The 21,878-nt window shown below is 31.9% G+C and carries 25 protein-coding genes; 12 read left to right on the forward strand and 13 right to left on the reverse strand.

Features of this window, described 5'->3' with window-relative positions:
* Nucleotide 1 precedes the first annotated feature (1 nt).
* Nucleotides 2-850 (forward strand): tryptophan synthase subunit alpha, encoded by an 849-nt coding sequence (gene trpA / locus METFODRAFT_RS03395; RefSeq protein WP_007044135.1) that lies wholly within the window; start codon nucleotides 2-4, stop codon nucleotides 848-850.
* Here trpA and METFODRAFT_RS03400 read toward each other — a convergent pair.
* From METFODRAFT_RS03400 to rnhB, 4 genes are read right to left on the reverse strand one after another with little or no spacing between them, the layout of a single operon-like run.
* A complete protein-coding gene (locus METFODRAFT_RS03400; protein ID WP_007044136.1) occupies nucleotides 840-1,937 on the reverse strand; it encodes a metallophosphoesterase family protein in 1,098 nt (365 codons plus the stop codon). The genes trpA and METFODRAFT_RS03400 overlap by 11 nt on opposite strands.
* 24 nt (nucleotides 1,938-1,961) lie before the next feature.
* Nucleotides 1,962-2,459 carry a coenzyme F420-reducing hydrogenase, FrhD protein gene (gene frhD, locus METFODRAFT_RS03405; RefSeq protein WP_048115459.1) on the reverse strand — a complete coding sequence of 166 codons (498 nt, stop codon included), beginning with the start codon at nucleotides 2,457-2,459 and terminating at the stop codon, nucleotides 1,962-1,964.
* Nucleotides 2,460-2,475: 16 nt separating this feature from the next.
* Entirely contained in the window at nucleotides 2,476-3,303 is an 828-nt protein-coding gene (locus METFODRAFT_RS03410; protein ID WP_007044138.1) for a tRNA (adenine-N1)-methyltransferase, read from the reverse strand.
* 15 nt (nucleotides 3,304-3,318) lie between these two features.
* Nucleotides 3,319-4,011 (reverse strand): ribonuclease HII, encoded by a 693-nt coding sequence (gene rnhB, locus METFODRAFT_RS03415; protein ID WP_141564049.1) that lies wholly within the window; start codon nucleotides 4,009-4,011, stop codon nucleotides 3,319-3,321.
* Between the two features lie 176 nt (nucleotides 4,012-4,187).
* Here rnhB and METFODRAFT_RS03420 point away from each other — a divergent pair, with 176 nt between their 5' ends.
* On the forward strand, nucleotides 4,188-5,273 hold the full coding sequence (locus METFODRAFT_RS03420; RefSeq protein WP_007044140.1) for a formate--phosphoribosylaminoimidazolecarboxamide ligase: 1,086 nt from the start codon (nucleotides 4,188-4,190) through the stop codon (nucleotides 5,271-5,273).
* A 48-nt stretch (nucleotides 5,274-5,321) separates the two neighbouring features.
* On the opposite strand, the gene METFODRAFT_RS03425 is transcribed toward METFODRAFT_RS03420, so the two are convergent.
* The 8 genes from METFODRAFT_RS03425 to METFODRAFT_RS11400 all read right to left on the reverse strand — a co-directional run bounded on the left by METFODRAFT_RS03425 (nucleotide 5,322) and on the right by METFODRAFT_RS11400 (nucleotide 10,177).
* Nucleotides 5,322-5,930, reverse strand: coding sequence for a TIGR00296 family protein (locus METFODRAFT_RS03425; protein WP_007044141.1), 609 nt, complete (start codon nucleotides 5,928-5,930; stop codon nucleotides 5,322-5,324).
* A 45-nt stretch (nucleotides 5,931-5,975) separates the two neighbouring features.
* A complete protein-coding gene (locus METFODRAFT_RS03430) occupies nucleotides 5,976-7,325 on the reverse strand; it encodes a P-loop domain-containing protein (protein WP_007044142.1) in 1,350 nt (449 codons plus the stop codon).
* Between the two features lie 5 nt (nucleotides 7,326-7,330).
* Nucleotides 7,331-7,642 (reverse strand): ArsR/SmtB family transcription factor, encoded by a 312-nt coding sequence (locus METFODRAFT_RS03435; protein ID WP_007044143.1) that lies wholly within the window; start codon nucleotides 7,640-7,642, stop codon nucleotides 7,331-7,333.
* Nucleotides 7,643-7,666: 24 nt separating this feature from the next.
* Nucleotides 7,667-7,903: a hypothetical protein gene (locus METFODRAFT_RS03440; RefSeq protein WP_007044144.1), complete on the reverse strand. Its 237-nt coding sequence runs from the start codon at nucleotides 7,901-7,903 to the stop codon at nucleotides 7,667-7,669.
* A 70-nt stretch (nucleotides 7,904-7,973) separates the two neighbouring features.
* A complete protein-coding gene (gene aspS, locus METFODRAFT_RS03445; protein ID WP_048115462.1) occupies nucleotides 7,974-9,284 on the reverse strand; it encodes an aspartate--tRNA(Asn) ligase in 1,311 nt (436 codons plus the stop codon).
* A gap of 125 nt (nucleotides 9,285-9,409) precedes the next feature.
* Nucleotides 9,410-9,613: a hypothetical protein gene (locus METFODRAFT_RS09945; protein WP_007043585.1), complete on the reverse strand. Its 204-nt coding sequence runs from the start codon at nucleotides 9,611-9,613 to the stop codon at nucleotides 9,410-9,412.
* Between the two features lie 46 nt (nucleotides 9,614-9,659).
* The gene (locus METFODRAFT_RS03450; RefSeq protein WP_083820820.1) at nucleotides 9,660-9,893 is read right to left on the reverse strand and encodes a transposase; all 234 of its coding nucleotides are present in this window, start codon (nucleotides 9,891-9,893) and stop codon (nucleotides 9,660-9,662) included.
* Nucleotides 9,842-10,177, reverse strand: a complete 336-nt coding sequence (locus METFODRAFT_RS11400; RefSeq protein WP_245528854.1) for a hypothetical protein — start codon at nucleotides 10,175-10,177, stop codon at nucleotides 9,842-9,844. The genes METFODRAFT_RS03450 and METFODRAFT_RS11400 overlap by 52 nt, the downstream gene beginning before the upstream one ends.
* A gap of 251 nt (nucleotides 10,178-10,428) precedes the next feature.
* Between METFODRAFT_RS11400 and METFODRAFT_RS03460 the strand changes: the two genes are divergently transcribed.
* The gene (locus METFODRAFT_RS03460; RefSeq protein WP_141564050.1) at nucleotides 10,429-11,073 is read left to right on the forward strand and encodes a hypothetical protein; all 645 of its coding nucleotides are present in this window, start codon (nucleotides 10,429-10,431) and stop codon (nucleotides 11,071-11,073) included.
* 14 nt (nucleotides 11,074-11,087) lie between these two features.
* Nucleotides 11,088-11,681: a hypothetical protein gene (locus tag METFODRAFT_RS03465; RefSeq protein ID WP_007044147.1), complete on the forward strand. Its 594-nt coding sequence runs from the start codon at nucleotides 11,088-11,090 to the stop codon at nucleotides 11,679-11,681.
* On the opposite strand, the gene METFODRAFT_RS03470 is transcribed toward METFODRAFT_RS03465, so the two are convergent.
* Nucleotides 11,664-12,224: an XTP/dITP diphosphatase gene (locus METFODRAFT_RS03470; protein WP_007044148.1), complete on the reverse strand. Its 561-nt coding sequence runs from the start codon at nucleotides 12,222-12,224 to the stop codon at nucleotides 11,664-11,666. The genes METFODRAFT_RS03465 and METFODRAFT_RS03470 overlap by 18 nt on opposite strands.
* A 603-nt stretch (nucleotides 12,225-12,827) precedes the next feature.
* Between METFODRAFT_RS03470 and METFODRAFT_RS03475 the strand changes: the two genes are divergently transcribed.
* From METFODRAFT_RS03475 to METFODRAFT_RS03505, 8 genes are read left to right on the forward strand one after another with little or no spacing between them, the layout of a single operon-like run.
* Nucleotides 12,828-13,751 (forward strand): manganese-dependent inorganic pyrophosphatase, encoded by a 924-nt coding sequence (locus METFODRAFT_RS03475; RefSeq protein WP_007044149.1) that lies wholly within the window; start codon nucleotides 12,828-12,830, stop codon nucleotides 13,749-13,751.
* A gap of 39 nt (nucleotides 13,752-13,790) precedes the next feature.
* Nucleotides 13,791-14,030, forward strand: a complete 240-nt coding sequence (locus METFODRAFT_RS03480; RefSeq protein WP_007044150.1) for a hypothetical protein — start codon at nucleotides 13,791-13,793, stop codon at nucleotides 14,028-14,030.
* An 11-nt stretch (nucleotides 14,031-14,041) separates the two neighbouring features.
* Nucleotides 14,042-14,317: an EMC6-like membrane protein gene (locus METFODRAFT_RS03485; protein ID WP_048115479.1), complete on the forward strand. Its 276-nt coding sequence runs from the start codon at nucleotides 14,042-14,044 to the stop codon at nucleotides 14,315-14,317.
* A 26-nt stretch (nucleotides 14,318-14,343) separates the two neighbouring features.
* Nucleotides 14,344-15,663: a glutamate-1-semialdehyde 2,1-aminomutase gene (gene hemL, locus METFODRAFT_RS03490; protein ID WP_007044152.1), complete on the forward strand. Its 1,320-nt coding sequence runs from the start codon at nucleotides 14,344-14,346 to the stop codon at nucleotides 15,661-15,663.
* A gap of 23 nt (nucleotides 15,664-15,686) precedes the next feature.
* Entirely contained in the window at nucleotides 15,687-16,463 is a 777-nt protein-coding gene (locus tag METFODRAFT_RS03495; RefSeq protein WP_007044153.1) for a hypothetical protein, read from the forward strand.
* 12 nt (nucleotides 16,464-16,475) lie between these two features.
* Nucleotides 16,476-18,329: a phosphoadenosine phosphosulfate reductase domain-containing protein gene (locus METFODRAFT_RS03500; protein ID WP_007044154.1), complete on the forward strand. Its 1,854-nt coding sequence runs from the start codon at nucleotides 16,476-16,478 to the stop codon at nucleotides 18,327-18,329.
* 3 nt (nucleotides 18,330-18,332) lie between these two features.
* Complete coding sequence (locus METFODRAFT_RS09685) at nucleotides 18,333-18,815, forward strand: DUF4007 family protein (RefSeq protein WP_007044155.1); 483 nt, start codon at nucleotides 18,333-18,335, stop codon at nucleotides 18,813-18,815.
* Between the two features lie 5 nt (nucleotides 18,816-18,820).
* Complete coding sequence (locus tag METFODRAFT_RS03505; protein WP_007044156.1) at nucleotides 18,821-21,649, forward strand: DUF6079 family protein; 2,829 nt, start codon at nucleotides 18,821-18,823, stop codon at nucleotides 21,647-21,649.
* Nucleotides 21,650-21,878: the final 229 nt, after the last annotated feature.

A 21,878-nucleotide genomic window follows, 5' to 3' on the forward strand; every position in this document is an offset into this window, starting at 1 on the left:
AATGAGTAGATTAGCGGAGAAATTTGAGGAATTAAAAAATAAAAATGAGAGGGCATTAGTTGCATTTTACGTTGGAGGAGATCCGAATTTGGAAATATCAAAGGAGGCACTTGGGGTTATCGCAAATAATGCAGATATCATTGAGATAGGAATTCCATTCTCAGACCCAGTGGCAGATGGCCCAACGATCCAAAAGGCAGATGTTAGGGCATTAAACAAGGGAATGAATCCATTAAAGGCATTTGAAATTATTAAGGAGTTGGATAAAAAAACACCGAACACACCTAAGGTATTCTTAACTTATTACAACATCATCTTCAACATGGGAGAAGAGGAGTTTGTAAAAAAATGCAAAGAATGTGGAATTGATGGGCTTGTAGTTCCTGATTTACCAATTGAAGAGGCAGAGAACTTATACAACACCTGCAAAAAATATGACGTTGATTTAATATTCTTGGTTGCTCCAACGACACCAGACGAGAGGTTAAAGAAAATCTTGGAGAAATGCAGTGGGTTTGTTTATGTTGTTTCAGTAACAGGAATTACTGGAGTTAGGGAGAAGGTTCAGGAGGAAACAAAGGAACTTGTTAAAAGAGTTGCAAAATATTCAAATGTTCCAATATGTGTTGGATTTGGGATTTCAAAGAAGGAGCATGTTGAGGAGATAACAAAATATGCAGATGGTGCTATTGTAGGAAGTGCAATAGTTAGGATTGTTGAAAAGTATTTGAATGAAAATGGAGAAATTAAAGATAAAGAGGCATTTTTGAAAGAATTGGAGGAATTTGTTAAAGAATTAAAAGAAGGAACAAAGAAAAAAGAAAAAATAAAAGTAAGGATTAGAACTTAGTGCAAAATTTACTGTAGTATTCTTCCACAAATTCCACGTAACCTTCATTGTTTATCAACCTATTATGTAAATTTAAGACAAAATCTGCATCCAATCCTTTATTTTTAACATACTCTACAAATAATTTTTCAATACTTGAGTATTCTGGGATGTCATATTCAATCTCCTCATCATCAACAACCCTTATATTGTACCATAGTGTTTTATCCTTCAATACATCCAAAATCTTTCCAAATTCCCTTTTAACAACCCCATGGACAATAGGTTTTGATGCATTTGATAAGTTATTGATGAATTCCTTAAACTTTTCTTCTGAATCGATGAAGATCTCAAAGAAGTCCCTGCATTTTATGTTTATATTTTCAACCCTAATAAAATCCACGTCATTTTTATCAAAATCTCCACTCATATCAACAACATAAAACCCCTTTCCGTTCTTTTCATAGTCCTTATATTCATCTCTTCTTATGATTTCTGTTGAACCACTATATGCTAAAACTCCCCCGTTCTCCAAATTATCAATTATTCTATTGTGTATGTGCCCCATTGCGTAATAACTAAACTCTGGAAGTTCGCTCTTTTCTAATTCGTAATCTGGTACATAAGGATTTATCCCCTGATGCATGATGAGGATCTTCTTTCTGTATTCTTTTGATGCATTTTCTAATGTTTTGAGTTTTTTGATGAGATTTTCTTTACCTATTTTTGAGTGGTAATTAATCCCCCCAATAAACACACCCTCATGGATATGAAATTCCCTTTTTACAAAAGTTTTTATATACTCACCCAACAAAACCAGTGGGGTTTCTTGGAACTTTCTCTTTGGAAGATCATGATTCCCTAAAACAATATAAACCGGAATGCCATTTTCTTTTAACCTTGAAAACCCCCTAATCGCTGTTGATAATGCCTTTATCTGTGGTCTGCTATTTTCAAACAAATCTCCACTATGGACAACAAAATCAGGCCTTATTTCCAAAATCTTCTCTATGCATTCATTAAAGGAGTCGTAAATATCCTTTTCCCTATCATCTAAATTATACTGCCTATATCCTAAGTGGTTGTCTCCAATATGGACGAATTGCATAGTAACACCCAAATTTTTTAATAGTTATTTAGAATTAATTGATTTATAAATTTCCTCTAAAACCATCTCAACTGCCTTATCAACTGCGTTTTTAACATCTTCACTTAATCCTATCTTAATTTCTGGCATTGTGATTTCCTTTGCTTGACATCCAATTATTACAACATCTATACCCTTTTTACTTACATCTATTAGATAAGGTGCCAACGGTGTGCCGTGTGCATCGAAGGTATATTTGTTTATGTTTGGAAGTTCATCAACATCCACTTTTTTCAAAGTTCCCGGTTTTAATCCAAAGTCAATAACATCAACAACAATAATCTTCTTTACCTTTGCCTCCTCATCTAAGATAGACATTAGATAATATGGTGCTCCAGTTCCAGCATCTATAAGTTCCACATTTTCTGGCAAATCCATCTTTTCCAATCTTGAGATTACTTCATATCCAAACCCATCATCCGCAAATAATAAATTCCCACACCCAAAAACCAAGATTTCTTTTTGTAGTGATTTCGGAAGCATTTTATCACCATTAAAACTATTCCTCATCCTCTGGTTTAACCCTTGCAATTGTTATATATCCAGTATGCCCAACCATCCTTGTTGATGGCCTAACACCTTTTTCACTAATCTCTATCTCCCTAACAAGGCATTCGTATGTATGGATGTCAAAGAATCCATGTTCCTTTAAAGCCTCAACTGTCTTTTTTGCCTGTTCTATGTATGGAACATATGTTGCTATTCTTCCCCTTGCTTTATTTAATGCCTTTTTTGCATGTGGAACAACGTTCCATGGATCAGGCATATCTAAGACAATGGCATCCACGTCCTTCTCTTCAATACCTTTAGTAACATCTCCTATCTTTTGGATGACGTTGTATAATCCATCCTCTTCCTCCAAATTTTCATCCTCATCCTCTTCATCCAATCCAATAATTTTTTGGTTCTTCCTTACTAACCCAACAATTTCTAAATTCTTTCTTGCAACCTTTGCAAACTCAGGTCTTTTTTCATAGGTTATAACCTTTCCAGTTTTACCAACAGCGTTGGCAAGGTATATGGTCAAAGCACCAGATCCAGTACCTGCCTCAACAACAGTCTCTCCTTCACGAACACCCAAATAAGTAATGATAAGCCCAATATCTTTTGGAAGTAAAGTTGTTACTGTCCTCTTCATTTTTTTAACGATATCGTAAATTGTGGGTTCAACCAAATAAAATTCATGCCCCTTATGGGATTTTAAAACAACACCTTCCTTTTTTTCCTTTAAGTCCACCAAACCCAAATCGTTCCCAAATCTATCTAATTTTTTGTCTATTAGATATTTTTTCTCCCTTTCATCAATAAGCATCTTTTTTCTTATCATTGTTTCACCTATTCTTTATTTCATATAATCCATGAGTGTTTTTGTTTTATTTTCTTTATTCTCTTCCAGTATTCTCTTTGAGGTTTTCCAACTTTTTCTCGCAATTTTTGGGAGTTCTCCAAACTCCCCTACATAATGTTTTAAGAAATTTATCGTTTTTGGATCTGATGGATAACCACTACCAATCTCCCCATATTCTTTCTTATAATGTTCAATTATTTCATCCCTTGTTACTTTTGCAATGATTGATGCAGATGAGACAATTGGATATTTTTCATCTGCCTTATGTTCCGCTATTATCTTAGGGGTTTTGTCAATCATCTTAGCCTTTAATTGATTTGCAAATGCCTTTGCATTACTACTACATGCATCCACGTATATTTCAAAATTTCCCTCAATTTCCTTTAAAAATCCATTTGCTATCTTTGAGAATGCATTTAATTCAATCTTATTTAGGTTCTTAGTTTTCATTAATTCATCCAATTTTTCTGGTTCAATTATTATCGTTTTTATTTTCCCCATCTCCCCTATTAATCGGAATAGTTTTTTCCTCCGGTTCTTTGTTAATTGTTTACTGTCTTTTACACCCAAATCTTCAAGTTCTTTAATTTTATCCTCTTCAATTGCAACACCTGCAACAACCATGGGACCCAAAACAGGACCTCTTCCAGCCTCATCTATACCTACAATAATTTTCTTATCTTTCATCTTACCAACCATATTACTTTATAATGAAAGTTTTTCATCTACTGCAATATTTAAATTCATACTACTATTTTGAGATCAATTTTTCGCATAAGTGGATAAAAACTTATAAAAATTATGAGTTATAGATAATCTATCATGATTAATTGTTATAAATAAGTTTTTGAGATGGTGAAAATATGATTTCAAGGGAAGAGATGTTGGAGATTTTTGAAGGATACAATAAAGATGAGATAACTATCGCAACACTTGGAAGCCATACATCATTGCATATTTTAAAAGGGGCAAAATTGGAAGGATTCTCAACAGCAGTCATTACAGTTAAAGGAAGAGATATTCCATACAAGAGATTTAAGGTTGCTGATAAATACATATACATTGATAATTTTGCAGACATTTCAAAGGAAGAAATTCAAGAAAAGTTGAGGGAAATGAACGCTATAATAGTCCCACACGGTTCTTTTATTGCATACTGTGGATTGGACAATGTTGAAAACAACTTTAGAGTTCCAATGTTTGGTAATAGGAAAATCTTAAGATGGGAGGCAGAGAGAGATTTGGAAGGGAAACTTTTGAGGGAGAGTGGTTTAAGATTGCCAAAAAAATACAACAACCCAGATGAGATAGACGGGCCAGTTATGGTTAAGTTTCCAGGAGCGAGAGGAGGAAAAGGTTATTTTGTTTGCTCATCAAAAGAGGAATTCGATGCTAAAGTGAAGCAGTTAAAGGAAAGGAGTATTTTAGCTGATGAGGATGTTGAGAAGGCACATATTGAGGAGTATGTTGTTGGAACAAACTTCTGTATTCACTACTTCTACTCACCACTAAAAGATGAAGTTGAACTTATGGGAATGGATAGAAGGTATGAGTGCAATATAGACGGACTTGTTAGGATTCCTGCAAAAGACCAATTGGAAATGGATATTAATGCATCCTACGTCATAACTGGAAATATTCCTGTTGTTATTAGGGAGAGTTTGTTGCCACAAGTGTTTGAAATGGGAGATAAACTGGTAAATAAGGCAAAAGAAATAGTTCCACCAGGAATGCTTGGTCCATTCTGTTTGCAGAGTTTGTGCAATGAGAACTTGGAGTTAGTTGTTTTTGAAATGAGTGCAAGAATAGATGGAGGAACAAACAGTTTCATGAATGGAAGTGCCTACTCCTTCCTATACCATGGAGAGCCATTAAGTATGGGGCAAAGAATAGCAAGAGAGATAAGAATGGCTTTAGAGTTGGATATGGTGGATAAAATCATCTCCTAAATCAATTTTTAAGTTTGAATATATTGATTATTTATAAAAAATTAATGTTCATTCATATGCATGGGTTTTTTCAACAACGTTTCCCCTTGGCTCAACCTCTTCAAAGATTTGGGCTTCAAATTTGTATATCTTAACCCTCTCATCTAACCACACATCTGGCGGAAGCCCTGCCTTAAGGCATAGATTTGCTAAGTATTCTTCAACATCCCATCCCCACTCAACAGGAACTTGTGGTAACAACAACCCCCTATAAACTCCATATTCAATAATTAAACCATCCCTTCCAATTTTAATTTTTTCCAAGTATTCCCTTGGATGAGATACTTTAATTAATTGAGGAGGCGTTAAAATACTAACCTCAACAACTATATTACCCATTTCCTCCAAAGTTACTGGTGGGAATCTTGGGTCGCTAAGGGCTGAACTTATTGCAGCCTCCCTTAAAGCCTCTATTAATGGCATAATTGGTTCTGGGATTCCAATACATCCTCTCAAATCATGGTCTGGATACGTATGGAGAGTCACAAATGCCCCTCTCTTTTCATTAAATTTTGATGGATAGTCATTTACAACCAATTCGTATCCAGAAAGGTGGCTTTCAATTATACTCCTTGCAAATTTTACGGCAAATATGCCTTCTTCAAATGTTAGTTTCAAATTTCCACCCCGCTAAAAATATATAAATATTTTGTTTTTAATTGTTTATTTAACTTTCCTTCCGTATAACTCAGTTCCTAAATTTAGATAATATTTTCCCAATTCCATATTGAAATGTTTTAAGTTTAGGTATTTTGCCTCATGATCTTCAAGATAGATTGCCCTATCTCCGCATGCGGTTAATAAATCCAAACTACTTGTGACAATAATAAAACTTGAGGTTAATTTCTCCCTTTCATTCATTATTATCTCTGCTAAGGACTTAACCCCTTCAAACCACTTTGATAACAGCCCACTGACGAGCAAATTAACCGCTGAATTGTCCTCATCTATTAGTATTAAATCCATCTTTGCATTTAAAGCCCTTTGTATTTGGTATGCCATTGTCATTGAACCAGAGGCAGTTCCATAAACCTTTTTTGGATTGCCTTTTATTCCCTTTGGCAGTTTTTGGAAGAATAAACTTATATCCTGCCCATTCATTTGCATAGTTCCTGTTGTCGCCTTTGAAACCTTGTTTGTTGTTATTATATACTCTCTCCCATCGCCTATAAGATGATCATCCTGCCCGCTCTCTATCGCCTCTAAAAGCGTTGATTTTCCTTGTGTATTCCTCCCTGTTATAATAAATATCTCTCTCTTTTTAATTCCAAGACCAGTTATAACATTTCCATCAAACAACTCCACTTCTATTGGATTTAGTTCCATGGGGGTTTTAAATTCAACATTAACTCCTTTTTTAGGTCCTGCTATCCTATAATGTCTTCTTATTCTTGTATATTCCCTTGCTGGTTTTGAATTATCTCCAATAAAACAAACCAATCCTAATTCATCCAACCTATTCCTTAAATCTTTTTGATTAACTATGTTGAGAGTTTCTTTTTCAAGGTCTTTGTATGGAATTTTTTGGATAAATTCATTTAATTTTCCCGCCAGTTCATCGATTTCAGTTGCTATTGTTTTTGTATCTTTATCCTCAAAAATCATCCTCAAAAGTAAATGCAAATTTTCATTCTCTATGTGGTTGTATCTATCCGCCCTCCACAAATCACTACCGATATTTAAATCACAATTTGCCAATGTTATTGGCTCATATAATGCCTCATACCTCCTTGATAAACTGCCAGATAAAATAGAAAAGCCCCCTTTTCTTATTTGCTCTTTTATGCGTTTTATTATATATCCAGTTGATCCCTCTATGCCATATTTATTTAAACCCAAAAAATCCTCTCTCTTAAAAACAAACGGCAGGGTAACCTTTAACTTTCCATCTGCCTGCTTAGCAACATAAAATAGTTTATTTTTATTAGATTTTGTTAATTTTTTTCTATCCAAATGTTCTGTTTTTATCCCATTTATAATATCATCAATTAGGGAAAATTTGTTCTCCCCCATATATTTCACTCAAATAATTTATCTATGGTATCATTATCTATCTCAAATCTAAATTTCTTTGCTTTGTATATTCTTTTTGCCCTAACATCCTCTAAAACCAAATCACTCTCAACTAAGTTAGCGTCTTCCAATTTTTTTAAATGGGCATAAACAACAGGTCTCGATAGATTAAGTTCCTTTGCTAATTCATATATGTTCCAAGGTCTTTGATTTAATAAGTAGAGAATTTTAATCCTTATTGGATTTGATAAAGCATCGCCCATCTTCACAATTTTTCCCAATGAGAGTTTTTCTCCCTCATTAATTTTAAAATTCATAAAAATCACATTTTTACATTAGATTTATTCAATTTCTTCCCATTTTTTCTTTAGTTCTTTAACGGTTTCTTTTATCTCTTCAACATCCTTTTCCATTTTTACCAATCTCTCATTGTCGGCATTTGATTTTTTAAACATTTGATATGCCAACATTAAAATTATGACAATCATCAAAATCAGCAAAATATAATCAACTATAATCCCTCCTCCAAATAGATGGTTTCCAGCACTTTGCATTGAAACACCGTATCCATAAGGCATTCTACCACCACAAAAAATAATTTTAAAAATAAAATAATTATTTTATTTAAAATTTATTTATATATTATTTTTATGGTGTCAATCTTTGCCTGTCTCTTGGGAACATTACACACTCTCTTATGTTTTCTTGTCCTGTTAGAACCATTGTAAACCTATCTGCTCCAAGACCCCAACCAGCATGTGGCGGCATTCCATATTTAAATGCCTCTAAGTAGGAACCAAAGCCCTCTGGGTTCAATCCCTGATTTTTTATTCTCTCAACCAACAAATCATACAAGTGTATCCTCTGAGCCCCTGATGAAATCTCCAAATCCTTATACATCAAATCAAATGCTTTACATATTTTTGGGTCTTTTTCATTTGGCATTGTGTAGAATGGTCTTGTTTCAGTTGGCCAATCAACTATAAAGTAGAGGCCTCCCATCTCTTCTCCAATTGCCTTTTCTGCTGCCCTTGACAAATCATCTCCCCACTCCAATTCAACACCCTTTGCATTTGCAATATCTATTGCCTCATCGTAGGTTAATCTATCAAATCTCTCATTTGGAACTTCCAAATCAACGCCCAATAACTCCAATTCCTTCTTTCTATTTTCATAAATATCCATAAATGCATTATAGACAACTTTTTCAAGCATCTCCATAGCATCCCTATCATCACAAAATGCCATCTCAACATCAATAGATACCGCCTCGTTTAAGTGTCTTCTTGTGTTGTGTTCTTCCGCTCTAAATATTGATCCTATCTCAAATACTCTATCGAGTCCAGTTCCCATTAACATCTGCTTATATAACTGCGGACTCTGCCCTAAAAATGCCTCTTTTTCAAAGTAAGAAATTGGGAATAACTCTGTTCCTCCTTCTGTACAACTTGCCACAAGTTTTGGAGTGTTTACTTCAACAAAACCATTCTCGTAAAATGTCTTTCTAACTGATTTTAACATCTCGCTCCTAATTTTGAATATTGCCTGTATTTTTGGTCTTCTCAAATCTAAAAATCTGTTATCCAATCTTGTGTCAATATCTGCTGAAACTTTCTCTGCTGGGTCTAATGGGAGAGGAGTTGCTGCTTTATTCAATATTCTTATCTCAATTGGAAGGATTTCAAATCCTGATGGTGCTTTTTCATTTGCTACAACCTTCCCTTTTATTGCAATCACATCTTCTTTTCCAATCTCCCTTGCTTTTTTAAATATCTCTTCTCCAACTTTCTGCTTTGGAACTACAACCTGTATTGTTCCTTCTCTATCCCTCAATATAATAAATATTAACTTTCCCAATTTTCTTATTGCATGAGCCCATCCCATTATTGTAACTTCTTCTCCATCCATTTCTGGTGTGATTTGGGATGAGTAGTGTGTTCTTCTCCAATCTCCTAACATTACTATCACCAATACCCAATGTTCAATGCACCACATATATAATAAAAAATATTATTTAAATCATTCGCACTAAAATCAATGAAATATCTAATATTAACCGTAATTCCCATCACAAATTTAAATATTTATTTAATTGAATTAACTTCATCTAACACTTTAAGATTATAAGCGATTGTGAAGAGTAAGAGCTTAACACTCAGCCCTTTCTTGCTTACAGCGTGAATATGCTTAGAAAACATCGCAACTAACTTTGAGAAGTTGGTCTCAATGCTTTTTCTCAACTTATTCAATATTTTATACTTTGTTCTCTCTATAAACGATTTAATCATGTTTTCGCTTGCGGTAGCAAGCGAGTAGCAAACTCGAAGAGTTTGCCTAATTTCTTTTTATCGCTTCGAAATAAACTTTCCCCTGCCTTAATAAGTTTTCGAAGCCCTTATCTATATATCCTTTGTCTCCGATTATACTGCAGTTCATAAATTCCCGAACAAACCCTCTAAAATTTTCTTTTAGAATGTCCAAATCATGCTGATTTGCAGGATTTATGGATATCAACATTAGATACAACCCATCGGTAATATAAGTTGCTTTGTATCCATAATACCACAGTCTTTTCGATGGGTTATATCCAACACTGCCGTTTTTTTAATAAGTTCCGAGTATCCAATTTTTTCATGTCTTCCCTTCCTTACGGATTTTTTCGTTTCAATTGGGATTGTATCTATGAATAATAAACAATTTTTGTTTAGGAAAGTCTTTTGAATCTCGAATAAAAGTTGTTCATATCTATTTATTCGTTCAACAATCTTGTTATATCTAATTTTTGTAAATAGTCCTAAATATTCGATTAGTATTTCATAATCCCTCTTATAAACTCCCGAAAAGTATATCATACAAAGAACCGAAAAGATTATTAAGTCTAAGAGAGATATTTTCTCTCTGCGTGTGTATGGCGATTTGTATTTGACGACTATTAGGTAAAACTTAGCTCGCATAAGATTTATTAAACGCTTAATTCTCGGAATTTTAGATTTATCTACGATGTTATTACCTCCAACTATTTTTTTGTAGTAATCTATAATCATATAGTTATATATTTATCTATTTGATGGGAACTACCGTTAAAAATTTATCAAAGGATGATTTGGAAAAGATATGCAACAATACTTATGAAATTGATGGATTTATCTTAGGTATTGAAAAAATTAATTTAAAAAATAATAAGGTTGTTGAGGTAGATGTTAACATAAATCCAATAGAATTTGGATTCAATGGAAGAGAGATTGTTTTAATAGGCATTAACTTATCAAGTAATGATTATTATTTATACAAGTTTAATGGTAAAAATTTTGAAAGAATTTTTAAACTATCTAAAGAAAAAGATAATTATAATTCATTGGACTTTATCCAAAGTGAGGATTATTGGAAGATGCAGGAAGAGATTAAAGAATACAACGATAAGGTTGTAAGATGGTTTATTTTAGTTTTAGTTTTGATTTTTGGGATGATTTTATTTACTTTGTGTATTATAAGAAAAGATAAATTTTTATTATTCTTGGCAATATTTGGTTTGATTATTCCATTTTTGCAGTTTGAAATTCCAAATTGGTTATTTAATATCTTGGCATTTCCATTATTTGTTTATGTTAAATTTATTGTTCCTAAAAATGCAGGAGGAAGTATTTATTATAGTCCTTTAATAACCATTCCAATCTCAATGTATGGGTGGATACTAATTGGTTTAGTAATAAAGATATTTAGGTATTATTTAAAGAAATACTTTAAATAAATGTAGGGGAAAAGATGGAAACTTTGGAGTTAATTTTATTCATAATAATTTTATTTTTCACTCCTTATTTGATAGCGTTGTTAATAATTTTTAATGAATACAGCATTTTGGATTATATTTTGTATAAAAAATACGAAAAAATAAGAAAAGAGTGGCATTACATAACAAAAACAGATTTAGGAATGAATAAAAGTAGATGGATTTTTATATTAGTGGAAGAAATAATTTTCTTAGTTTTTGGATTTTATATTTTAATTACCATAAATAAACCCCATCACGAGATTACCTTAATTCTATCAATATTTTTACTGATTGCCATTGTCTATGATAAAATCAACCCAGCGTCTGGAACTGTTGAGATTTATAAAGAAGGAATTGCAATATATATCAAAATATTTAATACTTTAAAACCATTCTTAAACTACTACCTTGTCTTACCTTGGAAGTTCTTTAAAGGGTATAAAACAAAAAAGAGGAAATTAAATAATAGAGAAATAGAGTATATTGTGTTAATTCCAAAATCAAAACTATTTTTTAATATTTATTTAAAAGATGAAGATGGAAAACTTGAAGAAATCATTAAAAACTATTTAAATCCTATCCAATAGAAACTTTTTAAATTCTTCAAATGCTCTCTTTCTGTGAGATATTTCACTTTTTTCTTCTGTTGTCATCTCTGCAAAAGTCCTATCTTCACCTTCTGGAATAAATATGCTGTCATAGGCAAATCCATATCCTTTGCTTCTTATCTCATCTGAAACTCTTCCTTTAACAATCCCTTTAAATAATTTAACTCCATTCTCATCGCAATATCCAATAACTGTCTTAAAGTAGGCATTTCTATTTTCTTTATCCTCCAACAACTTTAAAATGCCTTCATTTCCTATTGTCTCTTGAACATATTTTGAATAAGTTCCAGGGAAGTTATTCAATGCCTCAACAAAAAATCCACTATCCTCAACAATAACGGGCTTTTTTATTTTTTCATAGACATATTTTGCCCCAAATTCTGCAACCTCCTCTAAAGTCCCCTGAAGTTCTGGATAGGGCATTTTTATTTGCTCAATTTTTATATCCTCTAAATTCTTCAAAATAATATTTGCCTCTTTAACTTTATTTGGATTTCCAGTTGCGAAGTATATGGTTTTCATTGCATCACCAATTTTTTAATGGGTTTTATATTTTTTATTTTGATTTATAGTTATTTGCGAATTTTACTAAATTTATTTATATGCTTCGAAATTCTTAAATGTTGTATTTGTCTTAAATTTTAAAATAAGTCGCAATCTTTCTTAAATTTATTGAAGTATTTTTCCAATATTTAACGCAAACAACCGATTTTATCCTTTTAATCTATGAATTTAAATAAATCAATAAAATGGCACATAAAATAAACATTAACATTTGAGTTGTCCCCCGATATTAACACCCCTTATCATCCGCAGGCATTGCCCAGTCGAGGGGCTAACCCTATCGGGGGTTTAAAATGTGCAAACCCTTGCTGTATCGTGGTCATCTTCATTGGGAAATTCCCTCTTCCACGACGCGCCCGAAGGGTTTGCTTAAAACAGTTGTGCCCTCAATATCGAACCCGCTATCATCGCAACCGCTATGGATATGCTCCATATGGGTCGGTTTTATTGAGGGTTATGTAATATATGGACATCGGGATATATAAATGTTAGGAATGCTAAATTATTAAAATCAAAAATAATAATTAGATTTATGCAAAGAAAAAATGAAAAGGTGATAGGATGCTCTATGTTGTAGGACACAAAAACCCAGATACTGATAGTATTTGCTCAGCAATAGTTTTGGCACATTTCTTAGATGCATATCCAGCAAGACAAGGGAACCTTAATCCAGAGACAGAATTTGTATTGAGGAAATTTGGAGTAATGGAGCCAGAACTCATTACATCTGCAGAGGGGAAGGAGATTGTATTAGTTGACCACTCAGAAAAATCCCAAAGTTTGGATGATTTAGAGAAGGGGAAATTGGTAGGGGTTATTGACCACCACAAGATAGGAACAACAACATCAGAGCCAATCTTATACTACGCAAAACCAGTTGGAAGCACAGCAACAGTGATAGCAGAACTCTACTTCAAAAATGCCATGGATTTAATTGGAGGAAAAAATAAAGAATTAACCCCAGATTTGGCAGGGCTTTTACTCTCTGCGATAATATCAGATACTGTATTGTTCAAATCACCAACAACAACTGACTTAGATAAAGAAATGGCAAAAAAATTGGCAGAGATTGCAAATATAGAAGATATTGATGCATTCGGAATGGAAATTTTAAAGGCAAAGTCAGTAGTAGGAAAAATGAAACCAGAAGAGATAATAACAATGGACTACAAGGACTTTGAGTTCAATGGCAAGAAAGTTGGAATTGGGCAAGTTGAGGTTATTGATGTAAGTGAGGTTGAGGATAAGAAAGAGGAGATATACAAGTTGTTGGAGGAGAAGTTGAAGAATGAAGGGTATGATTTAATTTTATTTCTAATTACCGACATCATGAAAGAGGGTAGTGAGGCATTGGTTGTGGGTAATAAGGAGGTATTTGAGAAGGCATTTAATGTTAAAGTTGAAGGAAATAGCGTGTTCTTAGAGGGAGTAATGTCAAGGAAGAAGCAGGTTGTTCCACCATTGGAGAAGGCATATAATGAGTAATATGCCTATTTCAATTAAAATTTTTAATTTGGGGATATTATGCACTATTCCATAATAAAACCAAAATGCAGAAAAGAAGAAATAACCATTGATAAGGGCTCATTAAAAACAAAAAGAAAGTTTGCATTTTTGTTAGAGGTTGGGGATAAACTTTTAAATAGTAGAGAGTTTTATGCAAATGATGATGTTGAGGTTGTAGTTGATTATTCTTTTAGCGATTCAAAAAGACCAAAGGAGAAAATAACTTTATACATTATTGAGGACTTAACAAAAGAATAGGTGTTATGATGATTGATTTGGAAGGAAAAGTTGCTGTAATCCATGCCATAGGTGGAGCAGTTGCAGGGTATTTGACCAACTACGTTTATACTGTAGGATTGGGCTCACTTAGTGGGATAGTTGCATTTATTTTTATGATTGTTGCCTTATTGATAACTGGGCATATAACTGCTATATTATTTGGTAGAGAAAGTATGAACCAAAAACAATGGTTTGGGAGTGGAGTAGTCCCATTTTTCTTTGTTTGGGCTGTATTTTGGGTGTTGAAGTTTAATGGGGTAATTTAAATATTTGTTTTGATTGGAGGGATATTATGAATAGAGCAAAAATCAGAGATTTTTACAACTCTTCGCTATGCTCCGAACTTGAAAAATCAAAGGCATTATTTGAAGAGGCACAAAAATATCTTGTTAAAGGAGTCAATAGCCCAGTGAGATACTTTAAGCCATTCCCATTCTTTGTTGAGAAGGCGAAAGATTGCTATTTGTTTGATGTTGATGGGAATAAATATATTGACTATTGCCTTGCTTATGGGCCGATGGTTTTGGGGCATGCAAATGAGGCAATAATAAATGCAGTTAAGGAACAACTTGAGTTGGGAACCGCCTACGGATGCCCAACAGAGAAAGAGATAATCTTAGCAAAAGAGGTTGTAGATAGGATTCCTTGTGCTGAGATGGTTAGGTTTGTTAACTCAGGAACAGAGGCAACAATGTCAGCGATAAGATTGGCAAGAGGTGTCACTGGAAAAAAGAAGGTTATTAAATTTGATGGTGCTTACCATGGGGCACATGACTATGTTTTGGTTAAAAGTGGAAGTGGGGCATTAACTCATGGAACTCCAAACTCTCCAGGGATTCCAGAGGAGACAACAAAAAACACAATCTTAGTGCCTTTCAATGATGAAGAGGCAATAGAAAAATCAATAAAAGAAAATAAGGATGAGATTGCATGTTTGATGGTTGAACCGGTTATGGGTAATGTTGGATGTATATTGCCAAAGGAAGGTTATTTGGAATTTTTGAGGGAAATAACTGAGGAAAATGGAATTTTATTGATATTTGATGAGGTAATAACGGGATTTAGGTTGGCAAGAGGTGGGGCTCAAGAGTATTTTGATGTAGTTCCAGATTTGGCAACACTTGGTAAGATATTGGGAGGGGGATTCCCAATTGGTGCAATTGTTGGTAAAAAGGAGATTATGGAGATGATGTCACCAAGTGGTCCGATATACCAAGCAGGAACATTCAATGGAAACCCAATATCAATAACCGCTGGAATTGAGACACTCAAACAGTTAGATGATAGATTCTACAAAGAAACAACAAAGACTGCTGAAAAAGTTGCAAATTATTTGAGGGAGGTTAGTGAGAAATACAACATCCCAGCAAAAGTTTATAACATCGCTTCAATGTTCCAAATTTACTTCAATGATAAAGAAGTTTTAAATTATGAGATAGCAAAGCAAAGTAATACAGATTTGTTTATGAAATACTTCTGGAACTTGTTGGAGAATGGTGTTTTTATTCCACCTTCACAGTTTGAGTGTTGCTTTACATCAATAAAGCATGATGATGAGGTTATAGAGAAAACAATAAATGCAATTGAAGAGGCATTTAAGAATTTAGAATAATTATTTAATTTTTGGGGATTTTGATGGATGAATCAGAAAAGAGGAGGATAATTGAAGAATTTATAAACATTTTGGAAATGCTTAGACCTTATGCGGCGGAGGGGAGTGATGAAAAAACTAACATAATCTTAACTTTAAAATTTTTAGAGAGTGGGAAGGTTTTAGATGAGGACTTATTGCCAATTGCAAACAAAATTTTAGAAATTGCGAAGAGAATTGGAAGTTATGAAATGAAGAGGGAGATTGAGTTATTTTTAGTTGGAGAAAAACCAGAAAGATTAACTAAATCTCAAAAAAGAAAAATAAAGGAACTAATAGAAACACTGGAATTTTTAAAGCAGTATATTGAAAAAAAGCCTTATAAATCAATGGAGGATAGGGATGCATTAAATCTCATAAACCTAAAAATTTTGAGGTTGGATGAAGAGATAATGATGGATTTTGATAGCGAAGTTAGGAGCATATCAAAAATTGCTTTGAAAGTTGGTAGTTATGAGATAAAGAATGAAATTGAATTAAAACTAAAAGGAAGAAAAAGGAGGAAACTCTCAGAAAAACAGATAAATAAAATAAACAAATTAATTGAGATGTTGGAGTTAATTAAGGAATTTATTGAAAGGAAGGGGTTTAAATCATCTTTTGATTATGAGGCATTGTTTTTGATAAATTTAAAAATCCATAGGATTGATGAGAGGATTTTGATGAATTTTGAGGAAGAGTTTGATTCAATTTTAAAAATGGCTAGGAAAGTTGGTAATTATGAGCTAAGAAAGAGGATTGAGAAGATTCTAAACAAATAATGGGGGATACTTATGTACAAAGTAGGATGGGATATAGAAAATAATGGAGTAATATTGTCTGATAAACTATCTGACGAAGAAATGATAAACAACCCACCAAGGCCTGTTTTTTATGAGGAATTAGACTTATTTGGATTTAATAAATATTGGAAATATCCAAAATCAGAAAATCCTATACTTTGGGCTTCTGGGAGGAAATACTATTATGAGGGTGAATTAGTGGCAGAAATAATTGGAGGAAATCTCTTTGATGAGCCAGAAATAAAAATCTATAAAAAAGACTTAATGCTGGAGCCAGTTGATATCGGGAGAATTATTAAGAAAAACTCTAAACCATTATTTGATATTGAAAATGAGGCAGTTGATTTTATTAGATATACATATAAAACAAAAAAAAATGACATTGATTGTTTTGCAGTAGCGTATAGTAGCGGAAAAGATTCTCAGGTAGTATTAGATCTGGTTAGTAAAGCACTACCTCCAAGTGAATATGTAGTTATATTTACAGATACTAAGATGGAATTACCTCCTACTTATGAAATAATTTACGAAACTAAAAGATTATACGAAGAGAAATATGAAAGTTTTCAATTTTATATTGTTGATGACATTGATAAGGATGCTTCATCATTGTGGAGATGGTTTGGACCGCCAAGTAGATTTTTAAGATGGTGTTCATCAGTTTTTAAAACTGCCCCATTTATTAGAAAAATAAGAGAAATTACCAAAAAAAGTTCTCCAAAGATATTAACATTTACTGGAGTTAGAGCAGAAGAAAGTGTTAATAGGAGTAAGCATGAGAGAATTAGTAATGTAAAGCATTTCCAAACTAATGCAGAAGTTATAAATCAGTGGAATACAACAGAAGTGTTCTTATATTTATTTTCAAAAAATTTACCAATAAATAAGCTTTATAGATATGGTTTAACAAGAGTTGGTTGTTGTATATGTCCATTTTCATCCCCATGGTCAGAATATTTACTAAAGAAAATATATCCTGAAATTGTGAATGAATATCTAAAAGTATTAAAGGAACATGCAAAGTTGTTGGGATTGAGGGGTAAAGGAATAACAAAATATATTAAAGAAGGGCAGTGGAAAAAAAGAGCTGGGGGAGAGGGTGTAGAGTGTAATGGTGTAAGAGCAGATTTTATTGAAAAAGATGATGATTTAATAGCAGTAATGACTAACCCGAGAAGTAACTTTTTAGAATGGGTAAAAATTGTGGGGAATATAATATATAAATATAAAGATGATAATATAATTGGAGAAATAAAAGTTGGAAGTAGTTCTATACATTTTATAATGAGAAATAATTATAACAAACAGATAGTTAAATTGAAAAATATATATGGAAATGTAAGTATAATAAGTAAAATAAAAAAAGCAATTTACAAATCTACATACTGTATTCATTGTGGGGCATGTGAGGTAGAATGTCCTACGGGGGCATTAGTTACTATCCCAAAAGTAAGCATAAACGAAAATCTATGCAACCATTGTGGAAACTGTATAAATTTCATAGATAAAGGTTGTCTAATGACTAAATCTTTATGGATAAGAAAAGGTGAAAATATGAAAAAACTTTCGGGATTTGGAAAATATCTAACTTTCGGTATGAGGGGACACTGGCTAAGGGATTACTTAAATAAATTAGATGAATGGCATAGCAATAATAACTTAGGGAATAAGCAAGTAGATGCAATGATTGCATGGTTGAGGGATAGTGAATTAGTGGATAACTCAAAATCAAAGAAAGCTACGGAATTATCCAAAAAACTATCAAAAATAATAAATACTAACGAAAAAATTGCATGGGAAATTATATGGACAAATTTGTTCTATAATTCGTCTGTTGTTAATTGATATGTGTTAAATGTTCCTCATGGAAAGACATATACCACTAACGAACTAAAAGACATGGTTGCAAATTCTTTTGATAATTTATCAGAAAGAACAATTTCAAGTGGAATTACTTCATTGGTAAATATGTTCGAAACTACACCATTAGGAAAGGAACTAAAAGTTGGTGTAGTTGAAAAAAAAGGTAATAAAAGACATGTCTCTAAGATTGGAACTAACGAAATTCACCCATTAGTTATTGGATACATTTTGTATAAAATAGGGGAAGAAAGAAATATCACAGAATTTACAGTATCGCAACTATACGAAGAGGACTGGGGTAGTCCATACAATTTATTTGGGGTTTCAAGAGAGAGATTAGAAAATACATTAAGATATTTACAAGAAAAAGATTTGATTAGTGTTGATTTAGTTGCTGGGTTGGATAATATTAGATTGAAAGATTATATTAAATCTATTGATATCGTAGATATGATTGTGAGGGGGTGAGGGGTGTGGCATTAAAATATAAGGATATTATTGGATTGTATGAGTCGTTTTCTCCTGTTTATGATTTAGAAAAAGAAGGAAGAGATGAATGGAAAAGATTTATTCCAAATTCAAAGTTTTATATGGTTTTAAAAGAAGTCTTAAACAGCATAGAGTCATCTGAAAGAAAAGATAGGAAATCATTTCTTATTCAAGGGACTTATGGAACTGGAAAAACACACATGACAAGTGTTATTAAACATTTATTGTGGGATGAAGATATTAATGATTTTTTGGAAAGAATAGAAAATGTTCATTTAAGAGAAAGATTAAGGAATTTTAGAAAAAATAATAAGGCATTTCCAGTAATTATCAAAGGTTTATCGAATATAACAGATAGTAGGTCATTTACAATTGTTTTACAAAAACATATAAAAGAAGCTCTAAAAAAAGAGGGTATTGAAATAACAACAAAAAGTGATTTTGAAGTTATGTTGTATCATTTAAAAGAAAATCCTGCTAATATAGATTTTGATTCATGGATTAAAGAGAATAAAGAATTGAAGATAAGAATAGGGAATAAAGAAAGATTAATAAAGAAATTGGAAGAAAATGATGTAGAAATATTAAGAATATTGGAAAATGCATGGATAGAAAAAGGATTAAATCCTCCTGCATTTAAAAATATAAGAGAGTGGCTTATAGAAGTAAGTGAAGAACTGAAAAATAAGGGTATTAGTTATTTAATAATATATTGGGATGAATTTACAAATGTTTTGGAAAAGGGTTTGGATGCATTAACAGAAGTTCAAAGTATTGCAGAACTTTCAAAAGATTATAATATTTTCTTACTCGTTGTAAGCCATAGAACATCATTAACATCAAGTAAATTGAGTGAAGATGACATCAAAAAAATTAAGGATAGATTTATTGAACTTCACTATGAAATGGAACCAATAACCACTTATCATATATTAGAGTCAGCGATTAGAAAAATTGATAAAAATAAGCGAGAACAGTTGAAAAATGAAAAAATCACTGATGGTGTCAGAAAATTAATTAAAAAGATAGCTGGTGAAAATCAAGAAATTAAAAAAATTATTGAGAATTTATTCCCAATTCATCCATATTCTTCATATCTTTCAACATATATTGCAAGAACTTTAGGGTCTGCAAACAGAAGTGTATTTCAGTTTTTGTATGATGATAATCATGGTTTTAAGAAATTTATAATGGAAAATCCAACAGAAAATGGAGGATATTTCTTAACAAGTGATTATTTATGGGATTACTTTAAAGATATATTTGAAAATGAGTACTATGAAAAATTTGGACAAATATTAGAAAAATATAAACTTCATAATGAAAAATTAAAAAATAAATGTTCTGAATATGAAGCAATATTTAAAGCCATATTATTATTGAATGTTTTATATAGCACTATTAGAATTGATGAAATAGAAGAAAATTCATTATTGCTGCCAAATATTAAGAATATAAAAAACATGTTTATTGGAACAGAATATTATGAAGATGTTGAAAAAGTTTTGAATTATTTAGACGAAATGGGTATTATCCAAAGAAGCCCAAATGATGAATATATTATATCTACATCGTCATTACCTTTGAAAGAAGTTGAAGGAGAAAAAAAAGAATTAAAAGAACGTTATAAGTCAGTTGTGGATATATTATCACCAGATGATAAGGATAAACTAAGGAGATTATTTGATAATGTTCTAAGAGAAACTGAAATTGAAATATTTGGTTCAGATATTAGCAAACAAGTATTGATAAATAGATTATCTAAGGTATTTAAAAAAGATTATACTTTGCATATAGCTTTTTTTGTAGCTAAAAATGAAGAAGAAATAACATATATCAAAAATCTTATCAAAGAAATTTGGGAGAATAGTGAATTTAAAGACATAATATATATTGTTTCTGAAGCAGAGTTGTCAGAAAAAAACTTTAACGATTGGATTGAATATAAAGCAAGAGCTGAAGTTGCTAAAAATCATAGTTTTAAAGAAGATGAAGCTAGATATGAAGAATATGCTAAGAAAATTATTGATAACTGGATATCTAAGATAAGAAGTGGTTATATTCACTGGTTTTTAGAACCTTCTGATAATAAGGAAGAGGCTTCACAAATATCTAGTCGAATAAATGAACTATCAAAAGAAATATTTTGGTGTGGTTTGGAGAATATTGAATGGATTACTAGAAATGAGAACCTTTGGAGGCGTTCATCTAACAAAGTTATTGAACACATACTGTTTGCAGATAATAGAGATGACTTTGAAGAAAGATTAAAAGGAGAGCATAAGCTACTAAAATATATTCTAAAAGATGAATATGGGAACTGGATAGTAGGTCTAGACTTAAAATTACTGGACTATGTTAATGATGAACATCCTGTTGTCAAAATTTGTGAGGAAGTTGAGAAAACCCTTAATATGGAAAAAGAAAAAAGTTCTATTATACATTTAGGAGATACTCTAAGATTCTTACGTAAAAAACCTTATGGATTATATAAGAATACTGTAAGTATGGTAATTATGGCATATATAATGAGGTATTATATAGGTAGGTTATATGAAGTGGGTAGTGGGAAATCTATAGAGAAACATAAGATGAAAGATAAAGTTATAAGTTTATTTAAATATTGGGAAAGTGGTAAAGATAGAGATAAATTAAAAGTTAGATTTGGAACTGAAGAAGAAGAAAAGTTAATTGAAACATTACAAGATGTTTTCAATATATCTGATGCAGAAAGTTTGAATGATATAAAATGGAAAATCAGGGAAAAAATAGATGAAATAGGGTACCCATATGGAGTATTAAAGAAATTATAGATAAAGGAAATATTAAAAATGCTATTGATAAGATTTGTGAGTTCATAAACATAAGTGATGATGTAGAAATAAGCCATAGTGATATTGTTGAGATGCATGGTGCTATTAATCTTTATAAGATAGACTTAAAATCATTAGTAAATAAAATAGGACTTTCGCAAATACATTTAAATACTTAGATTAACAATAAACCAGTTTCTTTACATAAAGAGATTATGGCATTCCCAAC

Source organism: Methanotorris formicicus Mc-S-70 (assembly GCF_000243455.1).
Classification (GTDB): domain Archaea; phylum AGJL01; class Methanococci; order Methanococcales; family Methanococcaceae; genus Methanotorris; species Methanotorris formicicus.